This is a genomic window from Halomonas profundus (genome assembly GCF_020865425.1).
Taxonomy (GTDB): domain Bacteria; phylum Pseudomonadota; class Gammaproteobacteria; order Pseudomonadales; family Halomonadaceae; genus Vreelandella; species Vreelandella titanicae.
In genome coordinates this window covers 4,803,240-4,820,591 of sequence record NZ_CP086344.1, presented here as the reverse complement: position 1 = coordinate 4,820,591, position 17,352 = coordinate 4,803,240, and the positions used below count along the sequence as shown (strand labels likewise).

The 17,352-nt window shown below is 44.6% G+C and carries 14 protein-coding genes and 1 pseudogene; 6 read left to right on the top strand and 9 right to left on the bottom strand.

Annotation, left to right across the window (positions count from 1 at the left end; all coding sequences use genetic code 11):
* The first annotated feature begins 1 nt into the window (after position 1).
* Together LMS44_RS21910 and LMS44_RS21905 are read left to right on the top strand one after the other, a co-directional pair.
* Positions 2–562, top strand: coding sequence for a hypothetical protein (locus LMS44_RS21910; protein ID WP_498946439.1), 561 nt, complete (start codon positions 2–4; stop codon positions 560–562).
* A 10-nt stretch (positions 563–572) separates the two neighbouring features.
* Positions 573–1,721, top strand: coding sequence for a ParB N-terminal domain-containing protein (locus tag LMS44_RS21905; protein ID WP_498946437.1), 1,149 nt, complete (start codon positions 573–575; stop codon positions 1,719–1,721).
* A 217-nt stretch (positions 1,722–1,938) separates the two neighbouring features.
* Here LMS44_RS21905 and LMS44_RS21900 read toward each other — a convergent pair whose 3' ends face one another.
* From LMS44_RS21900 to LMS44_RS21880, 5 genes are all read right to left on the bottom strand, one after another.
* Positions 1,939–2,301: a DndE family protein gene (locus tag LMS44_RS21900; protein ID WP_498946435.1), complete on the bottom strand. Its 363-nt coding sequence runs from the start codon at positions 2,299–2,301 to the stop codon at positions 1,939–1,941.
* A gap of 1 nt (position 2,302) precedes the next feature.
* On the bottom strand, positions 2,303–4,297 hold the full coding sequence (gene dndD, locus LMS44_RS21895; protein ID WP_498946433.1) for a DNA sulfur modification protein DndD: 1,995 nt from the start codon (positions 4,295–4,297) through the stop codon (positions 2,303–2,305).
* The gene (dndC, locus tag LMS44_RS21890; RefSeq protein WP_498946431.1) at positions 4,297–5,820 is read right to left on the bottom strand and encodes a DNA phosphorothioation system sulfurtransferase DndC; all 1,524 of its coding nucleotides are present in this window, start codon (positions 5,818–5,820) and stop codon (positions 4,297–4,299) included. The genes dndD and dndC overlap by 1 nt, the downstream gene beginning before the upstream one ends.
* Positions 5,817–6,893 (bottom strand): ParB N-terminal domain-containing protein, encoded by a 1,077-nt coding sequence (gene dndB, locus LMS44_RS21885; RefSeq protein WP_498946429.1) that lies wholly within the window; start codon positions 6,891–6,893, stop codon positions 5,817–5,819. Before dndB ends, dndC begins: the two co-directional genes overlap by 4 nt.
* Before the next feature lie 235 nt (positions 6,894–7,128).
* Positions 7,129–7,392, bottom strand: coding sequence for a helix-turn-helix domain-containing protein (locus tag LMS44_RS21880; protein ID WP_498946428.1), 264 nt, complete (start codon positions 7,390–7,392; stop codon positions 7,129–7,131).
* A gap of 136 nt (positions 7,393–7,528) precedes the next feature.
* Here LMS44_RS21880 and LMS44_RS21875 point away from each other — a divergent pair, with 136 nt between their 5' ends.
* Genes LMS44_RS21875 through LMS44_RS21860 form a run of 4 tightly spaced genes read left to right on the top strand, consistent with a single transcriptional unit; the run spans position 7,529 to position 9,526 of the window.
* On the top strand, positions 7,529–7,765 hold the full coding sequence (locus tag LMS44_RS21875; protein ID WP_498946426.1) for a hypothetical protein: 237 nt from the start codon (positions 7,529–7,531) through the stop codon (positions 7,763–7,765).
* On the top strand, positions 7,758–8,921 hold the full coding sequence (locus LMS44_RS21870) for a site-specific integrase (RefSeq protein WP_498946425.1): 1,164 nt from the start codon (positions 7,758–7,760) through the stop codon (positions 8,919–8,921). The genes LMS44_RS21875 and LMS44_RS21870 overlap by 8 nt, the downstream gene beginning before the upstream one ends.
* Positions 8,922–8,930: 9 nt before the next feature.
* The gene (locus tag LMS44_RS21865; RefSeq protein ID WP_498946424.1) at positions 8,931–9,251 is read left to right on the top strand and encodes a hypothetical protein; all 321 of its coding nucleotides are present in this window, start codon (positions 8,931–8,933) and stop codon (positions 9,249–9,251) included.
* Positions 9,242–9,526: a hypothetical protein gene (locus tag LMS44_RS21860; RefSeq protein ID WP_498946422.1), complete on the top strand. Its 285-nt coding sequence runs from the start codon at positions 9,242–9,244 to the stop codon at positions 9,524–9,526. The genes LMS44_RS21865 and LMS44_RS21860 overlap by 10 nt, the downstream gene beginning before the upstream one ends.
* 85 nt (positions 9,527–9,611) lie before the next feature.
* Here the strand turns inward: LMS44_RS21860 and LMS44_RS21855 are convergent, their stop codons facing one another.
* From LMS44_RS21855 to LMS44_RS21840, 4 genes and pseudogenes are all read right to left on the bottom strand, one after another.
* On the bottom strand, positions 9,612–12,890 hold the full coding sequence (locus LMS44_RS21855) for a site-specific integrase (protein WP_223289188.1): 3,279 nt from the start codon (positions 12,888–12,890) through the stop codon (positions 9,612–9,614).
* Positions 12,887–15,271: a hypothetical protein gene (locus LMS44_RS21850; protein ID WP_223289189.1), complete on the bottom strand. Its 2,385-nt coding sequence runs from the start codon at positions 15,269–15,271 to the stop codon at positions 12,887–12,889. The genes LMS44_RS21855 and LMS44_RS21850 overlap by 4 nt, the downstream gene beginning before the upstream one ends.
* Before the next feature lie 19 nt (positions 15,272–15,290).
* A complete protein-coding gene (locus LMS44_RS21845; protein ID WP_223289190.1) occupies positions 15,291–15,800 on the bottom strand; it encodes a hypothetical protein in 510 nt (169 codons plus the stop codon).
* A gap of 1,417 nt (positions 15,801–17,217) precedes the next feature.
* A pseudogene (locus tag LMS44_RS21840) lies at positions 17,218–17,337 on the bottom strand (transposase); the annotation flags it as partial.
* Positions 17,338–17,352: the final 15 nt, after the last annotated feature.

Sequence of the window (17,352 nt, the reverse complement as noted above, 5' to 3'; positions counted from 1 at the left end):
AATGACAGGCAAGTATGATCGATTTATAGAAAATGGCCATACACAAACATCGTTAGCTTGTTTTTGGATGCTTCTTGGCTCTTTTTTGCCAATTATAGTGGATTCGGCTATTAAAAGTTGGGCTCTTCCAATGGGATATTTGGATGCTTTTTGGGGTAACCTAAAGGGAGGAGAAGTGTTTATTTTAACCACTGCAATGATAACACCTTTCTTTTTTCTTCTTTTAAAGAAGGTTGCGGGTCAAGTTAAAGTGCAATTCAAGTTTTTTTCATTTGTTTTTATTTTTTCATTGATTTCTTTGGTTGGTGGTCTTCTTAGCTTTTCATATTTTAGAATTGGTGAAATAGTTAACTCAGGAGAGGTTGAGTTAGGAGATGGAGCTAAAGATTATCTTAATGGGCTTTTTGGGTATGATTTAAGTTGGTTTGGTGTGTGCGTGTATGGGATTTCTCTCATTGTTTGGTATTACGCATCCTATCATGATAGATACCCTGGCGAGTCGTATAATGAGGCTGTCTCTTCCAGTCAAAAAAATCTAAACGATAAAGTTTTTAGTAAATAGGGTTGGCGAAATGGCGTATTCCGTAAAGTTTGATGCAATAAAGGTAAGTCAGCCTGTTGGTGATTTCTACTGTGGAGTCATGAAAGCTTCAGATGTTACTCGAATTTCAGAGGCCGACGTAAGAAAAATTCAACATGACGATGTTGGTAAATATCTTGGCATACAGAGAGAGTTAAAGCTTGACAGGGTCAAAAAAATAAGTTCATACATAAAAGGAATTGACGCAACCTTCCCGAATTCAATAATTCTCTCAATTAATGAAGAAAATGTAAGCTGGGACGAAGGCTCGAAAGTTATAACTTTGTCATCTAACGAGGGTGAGGATGATAAAATTGCTTCGATTTTGGATGGGCAACATCGATTAGCAGGTTTCAATGACGATAACTTCGAATTTAAGAATTCCGATGGCTCGACTTCTCCTTTTCAGCTTTTGGTAACTATTTTTGTCGGTGCTGATGTGTCAACACAGGCAAGTATATTTGCAACCGTAAACCTCGCTCAAACTACTGTGAATAAAAGCTTGGTTTATGACTTGCAGGCGTTAGCCGAGGCAAGAAGTCCAGAAAGAACGTGCCACGATATTGCTGTCGTTCTAAATGCTGAAGAGAAAAGTCCTTTTTATAGGTCAATAAAAAGGTTAGGTGTTGCAACTCCTGGTGTGAAAGGCGAGTTTCTAACTCAAGCAACTTTTGTCGAGAATGTTGTGAAACTTATATCGCCTGATCCGAAAGCAGATAGGAACCACTTTCTGGCGGAATCTAAGTTTTGGAGAAAAAACGAACTATCACATTTAGATCAAACGAGCTTAGAAAAACATTTCTTTAGGATGGCATTCGTTAAAGGTCGAGATGAAGTAATAGCCTCAAACCTCCTAAATTTTTTCGATGCTATTAGTAAAAAATGGCCTATAGCTTGGTCTAAAGAAGAGAAACGATCTTCTTTAAATAAAGCTATCGGTTTTAATGCCTTAATTCGTGTATTTAAAGATCTATATAGAATAAAAAATCCAAGCTTTGAATGGGATGCAGTTATTAGTGTTGATATTTTCACGAAAATATTTTCGAGGTGTGATTTGGATGATCAGTTCTTTATAGATTTAGAGCCGACAAGTAGATCATCTAAAGTTATTTATGATTCGATATCTGAATTTTATAATTGAAGGGTTATGTTCAGATTTACAGTTCTTAACTACATGTATTGTCGCTAATTTTCAGTCATTGAAGTAAGTGATATTGTGGATGCTCTGCTTATGTTAAGTGCAGAATGATTTTTTTAGGGAGTTATGGTAGACATCTTTAGAATCGACGTAGATGCCCGCTAAAATGGACGGGCATATGTGAAAAAGTAAAAAAATGGAGATGAAGAAGCACATGATTCTAAAGTTTCTTCGCGAAGAATGTGTGTATGTCAATTAGATTTTTCACGTGCCCCATCTTATGCAAACCGCTATCAATTAATGAACGGAGAATATCCTGAATGTCAAAATCGATTCCTTGCTCCGCACAGAACTGCCGGATTAATGCCTCGTATATTTTTTCCTGATCACCAAATAGCACGTCGCGATTAATGACGTGAATTTGATCGGGCTTACTCTCATTAATCGCTGCAGTTTGGATATCACGTAACGCTAACGAAATTGCCATGCGTGCAATAATATTAGGTGTTAGGCGCGTTCTTGTTTGCATGTATTGCAAACGATCCCAGGTTTTCTTACTCAACTGGATGCGGAAGGGAATCATATTAGCTCGCCTCCTGCTCTTGCCAGAAATAGCCTTCACGAACCCGAGTTGCTCCTGCTTTAGAGTCATATTCGAGCTTATAGGCACGCGAAATATCTGGTGAGAGAGCTGTATAAAATGCTTCATCGACCTCCGTATCTGTGGATAGAACAATCATTTGATGACTCGCGGTTGGAAAATAACCTTCGATTAGCTTTGTTCGATGCTCTGAGTCTAGTCGCCCTAGAGGGGTATCAACGATCATCGGCAGTTGGCGTCCTGAGGTCTTTGCCAACGCTTCGAGCACTGCGATTGCAAAAATCTGCTTTTCTCCGGCTGAAAGCTCATCTTTTGCAATTCCTCGGCCTTTACTGGAGAGAAGACTTACATGAAAAGTTTGGGGATCAATGCGGATCTGCAGTTCCAAGTCTTCCTTACGTGCAAGCTTTGAAAAGCATTCCGTGAACTGTACTTCAAGATCCTGAATTTTAGCTTTAGCTGTCTGGTCTACATAGTCGTTTAGAAGGCCATTCGCATTATTTATGTAGTCGAGTACACGTTTTTGGTCGCTCAATTTCGCAGCTGTTTCGTAAAGCCGATCAAGTCTACGGGCAACATCAACAGCCTCGTTCGCAGTCTCTTTACCTGATTTTCGAAGGGTATCGATTTCAGCGTCTAGCCTGCCAAGTTTTTGCTGTAGTTGCTGAAGATTCTCAAAATCCGTAGCGATCAGTGAGTCGTCTGGTGCGCGTGCTAGTGAAGCACCTATCTCATCGAGGGCGGCTTCAATTTTTTCTAACGACGCGAATAACGTTGATACTTCTTTACGCTGCTTTCGAGCCTGATTAAACGTAGTGAAAAGGTGACCTGCTTGGGAAGGTGTCAAATCATGAATTGGCTGATCGAGGCTCCGATCTTTTGAAGATAGGTTAAGCGTATCTAATCCATTGAGAACTATGCTTAAAGTATCTTCCGATAACTTTGAGTCAAGCGACTCAATTAGTTTTGTACGATACTCTTCATGAATTCTACGCTCCTGAAGAAGACTGTGGAGATTTAGGTCGCTCTCTATTTGGGTCTCCGTCCTTGCACAGAACTCCTCTGCAAGTGCGATAGGCGCCGCATCTGATACTAGGCTATTAATCTGAGAAACTAGATGTTCCCGTTTATCTTGCAGTTCTGATAATTCATCTACGAGCTGCGTTCGAGAGGCAGAAAAGTGTCCACCTCTATCATCAATCCCTTTTTGGATCTTATTCGCTCGATCCTGAATCTCAGCACGTTGAGCACGAGCCGTGGTGATCTCTTGTCGAATTGACTCGACACGAGTACGGCAATCCTGGAGGTTGGATTGTTCGGAATCTATTTGAGCTTGAATCTCTTGAGCTGATGATCGTTTGGTCAGGTTGCGGTTGAGAACCGTCAAATCGCCAGAAAGCCTTTCAACTACATCCAGGCCCAGTAGCTTCTTAATGGATTGCTCTAAAGCAGCTCCACCTGTGTCATCCGCTAGTTGAGCTATCTTTTCACCATCGAAAAAGAACAAGTCAGATACGCCAGCAGGAATAAGTTCATTAAGAAAATTCTGTGCTTGATCGTAATTGAGACCTTTAATAAGAGTGCCGTCTTCAAGGATTTTCAGAGTTTCTTTGACACTGCTTCCCTTCCGTTGCCATTCACGTAGAACATGATATTGGTTTTCCGTGCCAAGCTTGGCATACGTGAACGTTAGCTCAACAGATGCCTGGTTCGCAGAGCGGTCAGTCTCTTTTGAGTGATGTAGGGCGTCCAGGAGAAACTCGTCGTAACGTTTTTGAGAAACGGTAGAGCCAAGACATAAACGCCCGTAGAGGGCAAGCCTTACACCTAGCAGTATACTTGTTTTACCTGCCCCATTTAGCCCACCAAAGAGAATGATGGGTCGGGTTTTTCCGAAATGTTTTTCGGGAGCTAAATTAAAATGATTGGTGCCTGCATAAACTCGGAAATCGGTCAGCGTAAGCTCTTTGATAAGCATTAATGCAAAAACTCTGAAAATTCGTCTTTTACTTCCTCAACGTACAACTTGCCACGCTTGCGAAAGGACTGATTACGTTCGTTGATAGCTTCAAGCTCTTCCCAATCGCGCTGAAGGATGCTTTCCAAGCTATTTAAAATACCTCTACGTTTTCCAAGGCCCGACACCTGAAGCTCTGCCTCAAGCATCTTTCGGATTAGAGCAGACGGAACCCCATACGTATCGGAAAGCTTTTCCAACGTTTCCGAGTCTGCTCGCGTGAATGCTCCGGCATCGTCTTCCACCCAGTCGAGGTCTTCACCATATACGTCACGGTATATATGGGGCAGGGTGTCTTCCCAGTCCGGCTCGTTTGGATCTCTCAGCCATTCTCTTCTGATCAAATGCAATTCAGGTCGCGTGATCAGTTCGATGGACTCTCCGCTCTCGTTAATTTCTTTCTCAATGGTCAGAAGTTCACGAAGAAATTCTTGGCGCTTTGATAGCCAATAAGGGCCAGGTATGTGGCGAATTTCGTGAATGCTGTCATCGCTGATATCGCCTGAGTTGTATGACACGCGACCAGTCCGGCGACGGAAGTTACGATACTCCTCGGAATTTTCAGGTTGCCGAGATTGGTAGAGCATGTTCCTGAAAACTAACAGAGGTTTCATCCAATTAGCCCCTGACTCGATCAAACCGTGAAGCGCTTTGTCTTCGGTAACAACGGTGCAAGTCCAGCAGCCAAAGCGGCTATTGCCACAAGAGGGGGTGCTTTTGTCGATAACAATGGGGCATTCGCCCTGGTTGGATCCTTTGTATAGCTCTAGCAGCTCTCTGTTAGAGCCGCCCCACGGGCAAGGGGCGCTCATTAGATACATCCAAACTTCATCTGCTGACCAGCTTTCGATTGGCATGTACGTGTATGCATTAGGCAGCGAGCTATGACGGCTTAAGGCAGAGCCGTCGATCTTGTGTTTAGAGATAACCTGAGCTCGAGAAGCACTTTCCTGACTACGGGAGCCCAATACAACAACGGCTTCACCGAACTCAGCGACTTTATCAAGGATGAACTCACTAACTGGGTCGATCTTCATGCGCTCTGTACACCAACGAAAAGATTGGTTCGGCGCTGGGTAGCCACGGCCCAGTAAATTTACCCAAAATGTTTGATCTGTCTTCGGCACCACGCTGTGAGCGCTCATAGGTAAGCCTTCACGGGGTGCTGATTCATTGATAGTGGCTATTACTCGCTTAATCATATCAACGACGACAGGGGTTTCTACCAATGTGTCAGATGAAACGACATAAACATGTTTCTTGCGCTTCTCTATTGGAAGCTGAAGTAGCGCCATGTAGATAAGCGATAAAATGCATGTTGAGTCTTTGCCACCGCTAAAGCCAATGATCCAAGGGCGGTCATCGGAGCAGTAGATGGTCTGAATTTCGCGTACTAAATCCACGAGTGGACGGCCACCAATGGTGTAATCCTGGATCATGGAGAGGTGGTCGGAAAAAATAAATTTCTCTTCTGCTGCCATCATTTGAACGACTCCTCGTATTCCTGCTCTGAAGGGGTAAGCGGAACACCGAGCTGTTGTTTGATGTAGTTGCCGCTGAGAACTACGCTGCTTCGTGCTTTGCTGATACGACCATGATGCATGGCGCGTCCTTCCCAATCACTATTCGCGCGCGCCCAATCAATTTTTTGTAGGCCTTGTAGGATTTCACACCACTGCGATTTAGGCTTACAAATGAGATCAGCACCTAATTGCCCCATAGCCTGCAACATAACGCCGTGAGCATGCACGTATTGCTCTCTCAAGTCACAAGTGGCTACTTTCTTTTCTAGGGCTAGCTGCCAGTCCATCATATTTTCAGCTACTTCGTTCCAGAACTGAATCGCTAGTTCCTGCTCGTCTTCAGTGATGGGAGTGTTTTTTCCTTTCATCAGCAAAGCTTTAGATGCATTTTTTATTGCCGACAGGGTGAAAAATTTACTGCTCCGATTAGAGATGCTTGATCTCTCCATTTCGGTCAGTCGTGAAAAAACTTTTACTTCTCGAACCACATTTCTAGCAAGTTCAGATAAAGCGTCTCGATGATCATAGAGTGTGCTAATGGAGTCACTTGGGCGGACTGCGTGCTTATTTAGGTCGGCGAACATTTGTTGGCTGCGCTTGAGGCCGTCGTCGATGAAGAAAAGCACTGGGATGTTGTCATACCCAAGCTCTGGATTTTGTTCAATCGCTTGTACGATAGCCTCACGGCGGTGTTGACCATCGTTAATTAGGATCTTGGCGTCCATCGGAATAGACAGCAGCCCGAGATTTTGCCCAAGCCCGGTGTCCGTGCTTGGCTCAAACGACACCTGACCATCTACAGAGGCGGTGATTCCAGAAAGGGTATAGTCCGAAGGGTTGTCTACTAAGTAGCTCACTATGTCAGGGATACGAGTACGGTTTAGAACACGTTGGGCTCTCAGCTCAGGAGGAACTTCGTGCCCGTCAAAAATAAAAATTTTAGGTACTAATCTAAGAGGGCACATTGCCACGTAACATGGCCGTCCAGACTGAATGCCGCGTGCAGCGGGAAAAGTGTGAGAGAACTCGGCCATGAAGGTCCTCGATGCCTGGAAGTTAAAATTTAAGTGGAAGTCAATTTACTAAATACAAACTTCCAGGTCAATGCGAAGGCATCTCTATTCAAATCGACAGGCTCGATCGCTTCATTGTTCATTCACAAGTCATGAGCATTATTTTTCGAAGAATTTATTTAATGAAATTAGTGGGATAGGAGAGATTGAGCTTATTAAAGTGAAATGTGATTCCAACGGTTTATTTAAGCATGGCTTAATTGGATGAGGCTGGCGTATCAGATAATGAGATATATTCAATGACATCCTCGACCTTGCAACCAAAATACTCACAAAGCCGGTCTACATTCTCCGTTCCGGTGTTATAGCCGCGCTGATTAGCGATTTTTGACAGCGTTGTTCGATGGATGCCTGTGGCCTGAGACACTTCATCAAGAGTAACCCGCCTATTTTCTTGAAAACCTTTCTCAGCAAGTAGCTCTTTTAAGCGAAATCGAATCATGGAAATGGCCTTTTTCAATTGGCTGCATCCTATCAAATATTTTGGCTTCCCGCATCTTATGTTGAGTAAAAGCTACAAAAGGCGCTTGACAGCATCTTTTTAATGCCTATTATGTAGCGTGTAAGCTACATAAAGCCACTAAAGAGTACATAAGATGCCTATTCACTACTTAACGACAGGTGAGCTTGCAGAGCGTATTAAGTACGACGCACGCACTATCCGTGAACGTTTAAAAGATGACGTTTTGCTCGAAGGTATTCATTACATTCGTCCGTTTGGGGGCCGCAAGATTCTTTATTTGTGGGAGCCCATCGAGCGCGATATGCAGCTTTACTCGCGAGAGGAAAGTATCGGTGTACCGATGGCCGGGGGAGGTATGTGCCATGGGTAAGGTTGTTGCACGCCAAGAAACAGGCAAGCTGTGCTTTGATTTCCGCTATTTAGGCAAACGCTGCCGCAAACAAACGTCATTAGATAACACGGCGGCTAACCGGAAAAAGCTAGAGCGGATTCTGGAGAAAATTGAAGCGGAGATTACGCTGGGCTCGTTTGATTATGGGCGCTACTTCCCGGATAGCCCGCGAGCAAAGACGTTAAGCAAACGGGCGCTGACTACCTTAGGAGGTTATCAAGCGACGCCATTACTGCGCGGCTTTGCTGAGACGTGGTTTGCGGAGAAAGAGATCGAATGGCGCGAGTCACAGATCGTCACCGTTCAGGGATGTCTGGATCGACATATTTTGCCAGCGTTAGGGCATAAAGAAGTCGGCAGCATCACCCGTGCAGAAATTCTTGAGTTCCGGGCCTCACTCGCCAAAGTAAACACCCGGAGCGGCAAGAAACTCTCTGCTAGCCGTATCAACCACATCATGACGCCATTGCGCATGATGCTGAATGAAGCCGCCGACCGCTATGAGTTTAGCTCACCGTACCGCGGGATTAAATCGCTCAATGTGCCACGCACCGATGTGGAACCGTTTTCTCTAGATGAGGTGCAGCGGATCATCAGTAACGTTCGCGACGACTTTCGCCAGTACTACACCGTGCGCTTCTTCACCGGCATGCGAACCGGCGAGATTGACGGTTTGACCTGGGAGCATGTGGATTTCTCCCGACGCCAGGTTCTGATTCATCAAGCGGTGGTGAACGGCAAGGTTGTGCCCACTAAGAACGATGGGTCCTTTCGTGCGATTGATATGTCGCAGCCGGTCTTCGATGCCTTGAAGGCTCAGTTTGAAGTCACGGGGAAGACAGGCTTGGTCTTCACCACGCGTAAAGGCACCGCGCTATCGCATCATAACGTCACTAAGCGCGTCTGGTACCCGTTGCTAGCAGAACTGGGGATGAATAAGCGTCGGCCTTATCAGACACGCCATACCGCGGCGACATTATGGTTGGCGGCAGGCGAGAGCCCCGAGTGGATAGCGCGCCAGATGGGCCATACCACAACGGAAATGCTTTTCCGTGTTTACTCCCGCTTTGTGCCCAACCTAACGCGCCAAGACGGCTCTGCGTTTGAGCGCATGCTTAACCAGAAACGCGCTTAGGAGATGACGATGAAACAGCTCAATACTCTAAAATTGAACCGCGACGATCTCGAACACTCCCTGCGCGTTACGGCAGCCATCCAATCTCAGCGTCGCCTTGAACGCCGTTTGGCGGAGTCCTTGGCCGCCGCCACCAGCTTAGCTTCTGGCTGCGCGCTCGTGATGTGGCTTGGTGATGGGCAAGAGAACAGCAACCTTGATGCGCTAACGACCTGGGTAGGGCGCACCCTTCAACAACTTGGCCTTGACGCTAATCGTCAAGCGATCCCGCGTCTTCTTGCGGAATTAGAGCGCACGCTTTGGGCTTGGGAGGATCAAGCATGGCAGTAACATCGCAACGAACCACTCAGGAAGCAGATTATCAGTTCGAAGGTGAGGTTTACGTAGCAGGAGTGGAGGGGCCAGAATGGTTAATGCAGCATCAGGTGTGGTCGCTTTATCTGATTGGCCCTAAAGGCAACCTCCGTGTCTTCTTGACCGACCGTCAGGTGGGCGAGAAGGGAGTTCCGAAAATGGGTCAGCGCCTTCTGGTAACAATACGCTGGGCCAACTTTGTCAGCCAAAAGCTGTGTTTCATCACGGCTTATGAGGTATTGAACGTCTAAATTCACTTCTGCTAACAAGTATAACTTACCCCCACCCCTTTTAGTCGAGAGAGTGGGGATAAGTGCTGTGATGGGATACTTCCCATCACTCGTATTGGTCAGTTATATCTGCTACGAGGAGTATCATAAATGATGCAAAACGTATTGCCTCCCACAGTGGCTGCTCCGCATCTTTATAATCGCCGCGGGTGATTTTGAGATGAGCATTACCGTACCAATGACGCGTTCGCCCAGAGCGGGAGGGGGTTGGTATCGATATTATGCGTTTTACTGGGATATCAGTTGCCTGTGCCCAATGCCGCTTTACTTTCTTCTCAACAGCGTTTGTTTCCACTTCAACTACTAGGTAGGCGTGCTGTAGACAGCCCAATGGACGAAGAATATCGCGGACGGTGTTTATAGCTACTGCATCTGGAAGCTTAATATGGCCCGTACTGCGTTGCATATGATTGCGAAATGTGACAAAGCTTTTTTCCGCTTTTTCGGGGTTTGCTCGACACCAATCTAGTAGTTTATGAAAAAATTGATCAGCCTCCTTCAATACCTGCGGCTTTAACGGAGGTGCCATACACCGTCGAAGCTCGGGCATATAAACAACTTGAGAGGCGGCAAGCTCACTTCGCCGATTTACATTGTCTCCTCGACTAAATGCCGAATTCGTCCGTCGGGTCCTTCGGGTCATAAGCTTCTCACCGCTTTTTACCCAGCGGTCGAGCTGGTTAGGAGCGAACAAAAAGCTCCTTGCGGCATACTGAATAGCATTACCTAGCGAGACCCCCTGGTGTTCTTGCTGTTCGATCAATCGCAGGCATTGATAGATCGTTGTGGCATTCGGCCATGTAAATAGTGCAGTTGCGTTATCTAGCGGGTTTATGGCGGGGGACTCATATAGCTGGAAGAAAGGCTCCAAGCGATTATCAGCGAGATAGTCCTGCCCTTCAGATTTCAATTGGTTCAAGATATCACTAGCCCGTGTTTGTCCTTTTAAACCTTTACGATTTCGCCAACTAGTCACCGCTGTTTTTGACTGATTTTTAAATAAGACCGACTGCATGTCAGATGAAACAACCGGATTAAAGCGTTCGCGAAGATAATGCCCCATCACCCAATCTAACAAGTGTGTATAAGAGCTAAGTGTTTCATCAGGGCTGGCATGGCCAGTCAATAATGATAGCTGCCACAATCGCTTGCGTGACGGGCGATTTTGTGAAGGAAGACCCGCTAGTGTAGAGAAGTCAAAATTCGTAATATAAGGTTCTTTGTCGGCACTCTCACCCTCTAACCACTCTTTAGGCAGCAGTTCGTTGGGATTATTTTCTAGGAAACGTAAGATGTTTTGCGTAACAAAGGTATGTCGTAAGTGATGATAGCGAACTGAAGTATCGCCACTTGCCACTTTTAGTGCCGTTTGGATAGGCTGGAAAAGTTCGTTATCACTTAGTATGTCATGACTACTGACACCGGGACAAAACAGAAGCTGTTTATGCACCGTCCGAACCTTGCTGTCTTTATAAGTTTGGTTATAGCACCAAACAAGTAATTTTCGCTCTAGGGGCGATAATAGCCAGAGAGGTAAACGTCTGGTTGCTGAATAGCTTTTACCGCGTCGGTATGGATTAGCGCGAACAATAACTTCACCAAATATATCCTCAGAATGCTGTATAAACGCTATATCCCGGCGCATAAGTAAGGCACATTCACTGCGACGTAAACCGAGACGATAGCCAAGTATTAGCGCTAATGCCTGCATCTTACGCAATCTATTCGACTGTTTAGAGCTTACGATGATAGCGGTGGCCCGCCCGTATTCTGCTGGTGTGATGATGTTTACATCAACACGTCCTGCTATCCCATCGTTTCCACCGAGTTCTACGTCTGGAACCGAGTAAGTATCCATAACAAAATCGTGGAAATCTCGTAAACGGTTTTGTGCCCTTGAACGGCTTCCCGTGGTCTTAGCATCATTCAGTACATTTTCGTAAAGCTTCTGCCATTCACTCGCATCCAGCGCTTGAATATCGTGTATATCATAGCCGTGTATCACCAGCGGGCGGGCTATATGGGAACGATAGGTTCTGACCGTGCTCGGAGTAAGCTTTGATTTAACCCGTCCCCCTTTTTGCATGAGTCTTTTAGCCCAGGCCGCTAATAGTGTAACGAGTACTCCATTTCCTTCCTCTGACGACAAAAAGTTATCGATATTCGCGATGGCCTTATTTCTACCCGCTTGGCCAATGAGGGAGGCTGGGATACAGCGCTGTAATTTAATGAGCTGCACTAATTGATCTGGATACTTTCCCTTCCGCTTCGGCAAAGGTTGGATGGGAATATAAGCTGGTTCGAGTGAGGCATCTTCGGGTTGTTTAACCAACACTTGCCGATGTACAAGTCGTTGCCATGTGGTGGGGCGAAGCGATAATGAGACGTCAAACTGGCTAGCATAATGTGTCAGTAAGGGCATCATTTCCAGTGAAGATGACGTTTTTGCCACAGATAAAATGGAGGCCAAATTTGCATTAGAAAATTCTTTAGAGATACTGTTGGCATAGTGCAGTAGCGCTTTTTCGGCACCTGCATTCTGTGGCCAACTTAGGCTGTATTGTTGATAGTAACTCAGTAGCAATAGGTGGCTCATAGGACTTAGAAAGAGCCGTCTATATTGATATTGACGCTCATACTCAAAAAGGTGTTCAGGTGACTCATTTACATTGAAATTTTTGAAAATAGGTTTATTTTTGCTGCTAGGTTGTTCAGAATTCAGCTCTTTTTTTAGCGTTAGATAACCAATATCACCTACAAACGTAATACCGTCGCTAACTGCTAAGGGAACCTGCCTTAGCCACTCTTTATTTAGCAGGGCGCCTTCCCGAACTAGCTGAAATAAAAAGCGTCCCGCCAACCATTCTTTTAATTTATTCTGATGAAGCTTGGTTGGGGGCAATAATTGATCGTGGATGTTTACAGCGGTATCCCAGCCATGTAGCTGACTAAAAGTGCCAGTCGTTACTTGCGGCGATTTGCGTGGCAGAGTGACCATCGGGCTCGGGATGCTGACTTGCCAATTTAGCTCGCGCGCGCCGCGCTCCAAACCGCTCACTAGAAAATTATGTTGCTGGCGTAGTTTTTGTGGACTTGTGATCGAATGAATCGACTCAAACGCATCGCTGATAGCTCGTTCTGAAAAGACTAATCCATGGCACCCTTCAGCGGCACCTGGCACAAGTGCCTCTATCTGTTCAAGTGCTGAGGACAGCTCTTTGTATTTTTCGCGTGCGCGTTGATAGCTACGAGACGCTTCGCCGTCAGTACTTGCTTGTATCGGAGGCGTTAATTTCCAGCCTTTCCAAATTATGTGTTCACTCATAACACTGACCCTTCAATTGCTTTCCACCCTTGTTTTTGCATCAACGACTCCATGGCTGAGCTAATGTGCTCACGATATTTCCGTGGGCAAAATGTAGAATGTTTCGACCAAGGTTCTTGGCCAGCATCCCAGTGGCCCATGAATGCATCCACTAGTTCAGAGGAGCTGCCGCTTTCTTTAAGCTGTGTATGAAGAAAGTGACGGTTGATATTCAGTGGCGGAGAGCCAGGCCAATTTAATTGCTTTTGAAGACGTTTGGGAGAGACTTGTTTAGGATGGCCGTGTGTATCAAGAAAAAGAAAAGGGGTGTCCCATTTTTGTTCAAGATATAGTTGTAGACGGCCCACCACGGCCTCGCGATGACGTAAATAATGGTTGAGCTGTGTCACCATTAGCGTGGGCAGCGGCAAAAAGCGAGCGTGGCTTTGTGTATCATCAGTTTTATCAGCGATGACGATTAAGCTGCGTGATAACGAAAGCTGGTTCCATCGGGGTAATGGGTCGCGAATGCTGCGATACCCAGTACAAAACATCAGCATCGCAATGGTGTAAGACGTGTAGCAGTTATGTACACTCACAATTTTCTCAAACAGCGAACCGCTCTGATCGGCTTCCGTTAATTGTTGCTGCATATGAGATACTAGCTTCTCAACATAAGCTCTAGTGGGTACAAGCTGAGAACCTACGTAGTGAGCTGTTTCTCGTTGCGAATAGGGGAGCAAACCTGAGTGAGTTTTTTTGGTAGTTTGTTGGTTCTTTTCAGCTAGTGAGCCTTGCCACTGTTGCTCAATGATGCGCATTGCTTCCAGGTAACGTTGTGTTAAGTAATCAAGACTGGGCGCAAAGTAGTAGAGTGATGCCTGTTGGCCAAAAGAGGGTACGCGCGCTGTAATCAGGCAGGCAGCAGTTAGATCAGCATCACCCGTATTGAGCGTATTGAACAAATGCATCCCTAATCGATGTATTGTCAGTCGCGTACCCTCTTTACGATTAGTATCCGCTAGCAATTGTTTAAGCTCAGCCGTAAATTGATGTTTAAATTGGTCGGAAAATAAGGCGACTGACCTCTTTCGTATCCTGTGTCCTTTATACTTAGTAAGTAAAGCGACGATCGGTTGTAAAAAACTGGGAAGCGGGAATATGAGATGTGTTTGTGTTTTACGCATGTTCGAACGCCATTGGCTGCTCGATTGGCGACTATCGGGCGGTCTAATAACGCCTGTTATCCAGCCTGTCGCGTCAGATAATAGATACAGCGATTGATCTTGAAGGGTATTTTTGGGAATTTGTTCAATGCGCTTAACGACATGAGCCTCAAGTATGCTACTCAAACTACGGCCCGTTAATAGCAATAGCCCAATAATACAGCTCAGGAAGGGTTGGTTTTGCTTTGTGTGATTAAGCTGTATCTGTAAATGAAATAAATCATATGCAGCGAGGTGTTCCCATCGCCCAGGCAATAACTGTGCTGCTTTAGCTAAATGCAGCTGTTGAGAACGCGCGCGAAAAACAGATTGAAGCGACGAGTCGCCTCTCGCTAACGCTAATGGCTTTTCGCTCTGTATTAATTCAATTGACGAGCTTTCTTCATTAGCAGAGAGGCCAGCTTGGCGTAACGCGCTGTAATCTACTGCTTGAGATGGAAACGTTATAACTGAACTTGATAGTTCTTGCCATGGCTCTTCAGGATCAATATCGATCGGCCGAGTGCGTTGAGGCAGTAAATAATTATCGGTACTCTCTTGCTCAGTGCGATAATTTTTTCGCGGCTGCCGAGCATTGAGAGCGTACGCAAAAAAGCGCTCTAGTTCTTGTATATAGGCTTCACTACCTGCTACCTTTTTTTCGATAAGTCTTTGACAGGATTTTAATAATGCATGGGTGGATTGATTCCATGGTGCAAGCTGGGCTAGCTCATCAGCCTTCATGCGCCGGGCAACTTTGCAAGCTGCTTCGAGGTTTTTTTGATAAGTAGCTATATTGAGACGTTTGTTATTATGGTCTGTTAGAGTTTGATTAACGGGTAATGCTTCAATCTCTTTTCGCCATTGAAAAGCCGCATTGATAATGTGGGCGATAAGCTTGAACCTATTTTCCGTATCGATATTTTGAGATGTTTTATACAGTGCACCGTGAATTGGGTTAGTGCCGTAAATGCCCTTCTCGCCTTTACCTGACTCAACTTGAAACTCAATGTCTTTATTCTCAATGCCTGTGATCAAATCTTTGATCGCTGCTTCATTCCAGCAGTCATCACCTATAAGCATAAGATGCTGAAGCGTGTAAATCAATGCTGATTGGAGCTGTATAAAATAAAAATAGTCGGAGCGTGGCTGTATCGCATCCTCAAGGAGCGATTTCATTTTTATTTTAAATATCATTTTGAAGCCCTTATCGTTATCAGTATTTTTTTCGGTTTATGCCAATAGCTTCTAGAAACGATTTTTTAAATCGACATTTAGTCGAGATGGAACTTAGTACGTCCGGCGAGTAGTCGATAGCATGGTTTCGAAGCTCTAAAAAATATGGTCCTGCTTTATCGGGATCTAAAGATAAAGCCAGATCACTGATCATATTTAACATGAGTGACACCGAGTCAATATTAAAATGAGAGGGTGGCTCAATAAGATTGACTCTGATTTTTGAAGAGCCAGGTAGTAGTCCAGCAAGCTGAAGAGATCGGAAGTTGGCAATACATATATAGAGCCTTTTGCCGACTAGGCTCTTTTTCTCATAAACAATTGGCGGTGATAGAAGAATTGCCATAATGATGGCTTCGTCAGTTAAGTCGCGTGCATCTTGCAATAAGGGAGGGCGCCCAAATAATGTTTTTCTAACAGTGCTCGCTATCTGTTCTGAGATCTTTATTTGAGAAGTGAGAACCACTCGAGAGCCGATAACGTTGATCATTAACTGAGGCGCCTAGTTTCGTAAATTACTTTTGATGCTGATAAGTTAATTAGTTTTTTATAGATGTGCAAGTGTATTTTTCAAATAATTTTAGGCGATTTAAGTTCGCGGTTAAGTGAGCCTGGAGGCTCGGCTGGGATGCCTAAAATGCTATGTCGCTATCATATTACGATAGTATCGTAGTATCGTAGTATCGTAGCTGGAACTTGGCTGCATATATTTTAATGTTTGAGACTTATATAAAATTATTTATAATAATACTGGTTGTTTGCTGAAGTCGTGGTTTTTAGCTATTTGTTGACTTAAGTTAAGGCAGGCAATATGGTAAAAGCTAGCTTTATAAATGTGTTAAAGGAGACAGGGATATTTTGTGAAAAAATAGTTTAAGTTATGATTCAAATCGTTGGCAGGTTATATGCTTTAAGAATCGCTTAGAAGCAGCTAAATCGGCTCAAAATAGTTCTAGGAAAGAGTGCAATAGGTGAATTGTTGATAGTTTTTGATTAATACGAGCTATGTGGAAAGGTTGAGGCTAAGGTCGAGATTCGCTCATGGCATATTAAGTATGAATGAACATACTGACATTTGTACAGCACAGCGGTAGATCAGCCTAGTTGCAGGGAAATACTCACAGTATTTTGTCTTAATAATGATCGCAAGCCTATGTGAAATTTGGCAGCCTACGTTTTATCAATCTTATGATTTTTACCAGTTTACAGATAATTGTCAAAGCCAGACGGTTAAAAGCGTAAATTATGTAATACATATTGCTATTTTTAATTCTAGAGTTGTAAATATATAAGAGAGGGGTTATATATGATACGTCACAGGTCTTAATGGATTTTTCACTTATCTGACTCTGTATGTTATTTACTCTTATTGAAAGATTGTTTTTTTGCAGAAAATGAATAATTGCCAGTCACAAGCTAATGTCGGTATATTTATATAACCAGCCTTAAGCGAGAAAGCTGATGATGACAAGTGAAGTTTATGGGGTTCTAGGTATTATTATTGCTGCTTTTATAATATCAGTCCTACTAATCTGGTGGGCTAGGTATAAAGATCGCAATTCATGATGCGCATGTGTGGTTTAAGCATCCGTATAGTAGGCAGTCTCAAAAACAAACGCAGCGGTAACTCACCATTTTCACGGTATCTGTAGCTATCATGAATTTAGCTCATGTATCGTTATCTTTTCACCATGACTAGTAGTGCCGAAGACATAAAATCGTCCAACGAGGCTGTAGAAAAACCCGATTTCGAGCACTTCTATCGCCTGTCGTCTTAATCTTTTGGCTCAGTCAGTCATATGGCTGAGTCATCCTAATATCGCCATTCAGCCGCTAAGGTGCGCGCCTAATGCCAGTTAAGAGAGCTATTTTTCACTTATGAAGCGACATACCCTGCTCCAAGCCCTTCATGACGCGGCCAAATGACCATAATTCGCTAACTTCTCAATATTGTGCACTAAGCAGTAAAGCTGCCACTGACCTTGCACCTTTTTCTTACCCCGAAGGCTGAAGCGGTTCAGTCTTTTCGTTGGTAAGCGAGC

Excerpts from the sequence above, each read along its gene's own strand:
- LMS44_RS21870 (WP_498946425.1), top strand. The coding sequence starts at position 7,758 with ATGGGTAAGGTTGTTGCACGCCAAGAAACAGGCAAGCTGTGCTTTGAT.
- LMS44_RS21910 (WP_498946439.1), top strand. The coding sequence starts at position 2 with ATGACAGGCAAGTATGATCGATTTATAGAAAATGGCCATACACAAACA.
- LMS44_RS21905 (WP_498946437.1), top strand. The coding sequence starts at position 573 with ATGGCGTATTCCGTAAAGTTTGATGCAATAAAGGTAAGTCAGCCTGTT.
- dndB (WP_498946429.1), bottom strand. The coding sequence starts at position 6,893 with ATGGCCGAGTTCTCTCACACTTTTCCCGCTGCACGCGGCATTCAGTCT.
- LMS44_RS21850 (WP_223289189.1), bottom strand. The coding sequence starts at position 15,271 with ATGATATTTAAAATAAAAATGAAATCGCTCCTTGAGGATGCGATACAG.
- LMS44_RS21865 (WP_498946424.1), top strand. The coding sequence starts at position 8,931 with ATGAAACAGCTCAATACTCTAAAATTGAACCGCGACGATCTCGAACAC.
- LMS44_RS21855 (WP_223289188.1), bottom strand. The coding sequence starts at position 12,890 with ATGAGTGAACACATAATTTGGAAAGGCTGGAAATTAACGCCTCCGATA.
- LMS44_RS21860 (WP_498946422.1), top strand. The coding sequence starts at position 9,242 with ATGGCAGTAACATCGCAACGAACCACTCAGGAAGCAGATTATCAGTTC.
- LMS44_RS21900 (WP_498946435.1), bottom strand. The coding sequence starts at position 2,301 with ATGATTCCCTTCCGCATCCAGTTGAGTAAGAAAACCTGGGATCGTTTG.
- LMS44_RS21875 (WP_498946426.1), top strand. The coding sequence starts at position 7,529 with ATGCCTATTCACTACTTAACGACAGGTGAGCTTGCAGAGCGTATTAAG.
- dndD (WP_498946433.1), bottom strand. The coding sequence starts at position 4,297 with ATGCTTATCAAAGAGCTTACGCTGACCGATTTCCGAGTTTATGCAGGC.
- dndC (WP_498946431.1), bottom strand. The coding sequence starts at position 5,820 with ATGATGGCAGCAGAAGAGAAATTTATTTTTTCCGACCACCTCTCCATG.
- LMS44_RS21845 (WP_223289190.1), bottom strand. The coding sequence starts at position 15,800 with ATGATCAACGTTATCGGCTCTCGAGTGGTTCTCACTTCTCAAATAAAG.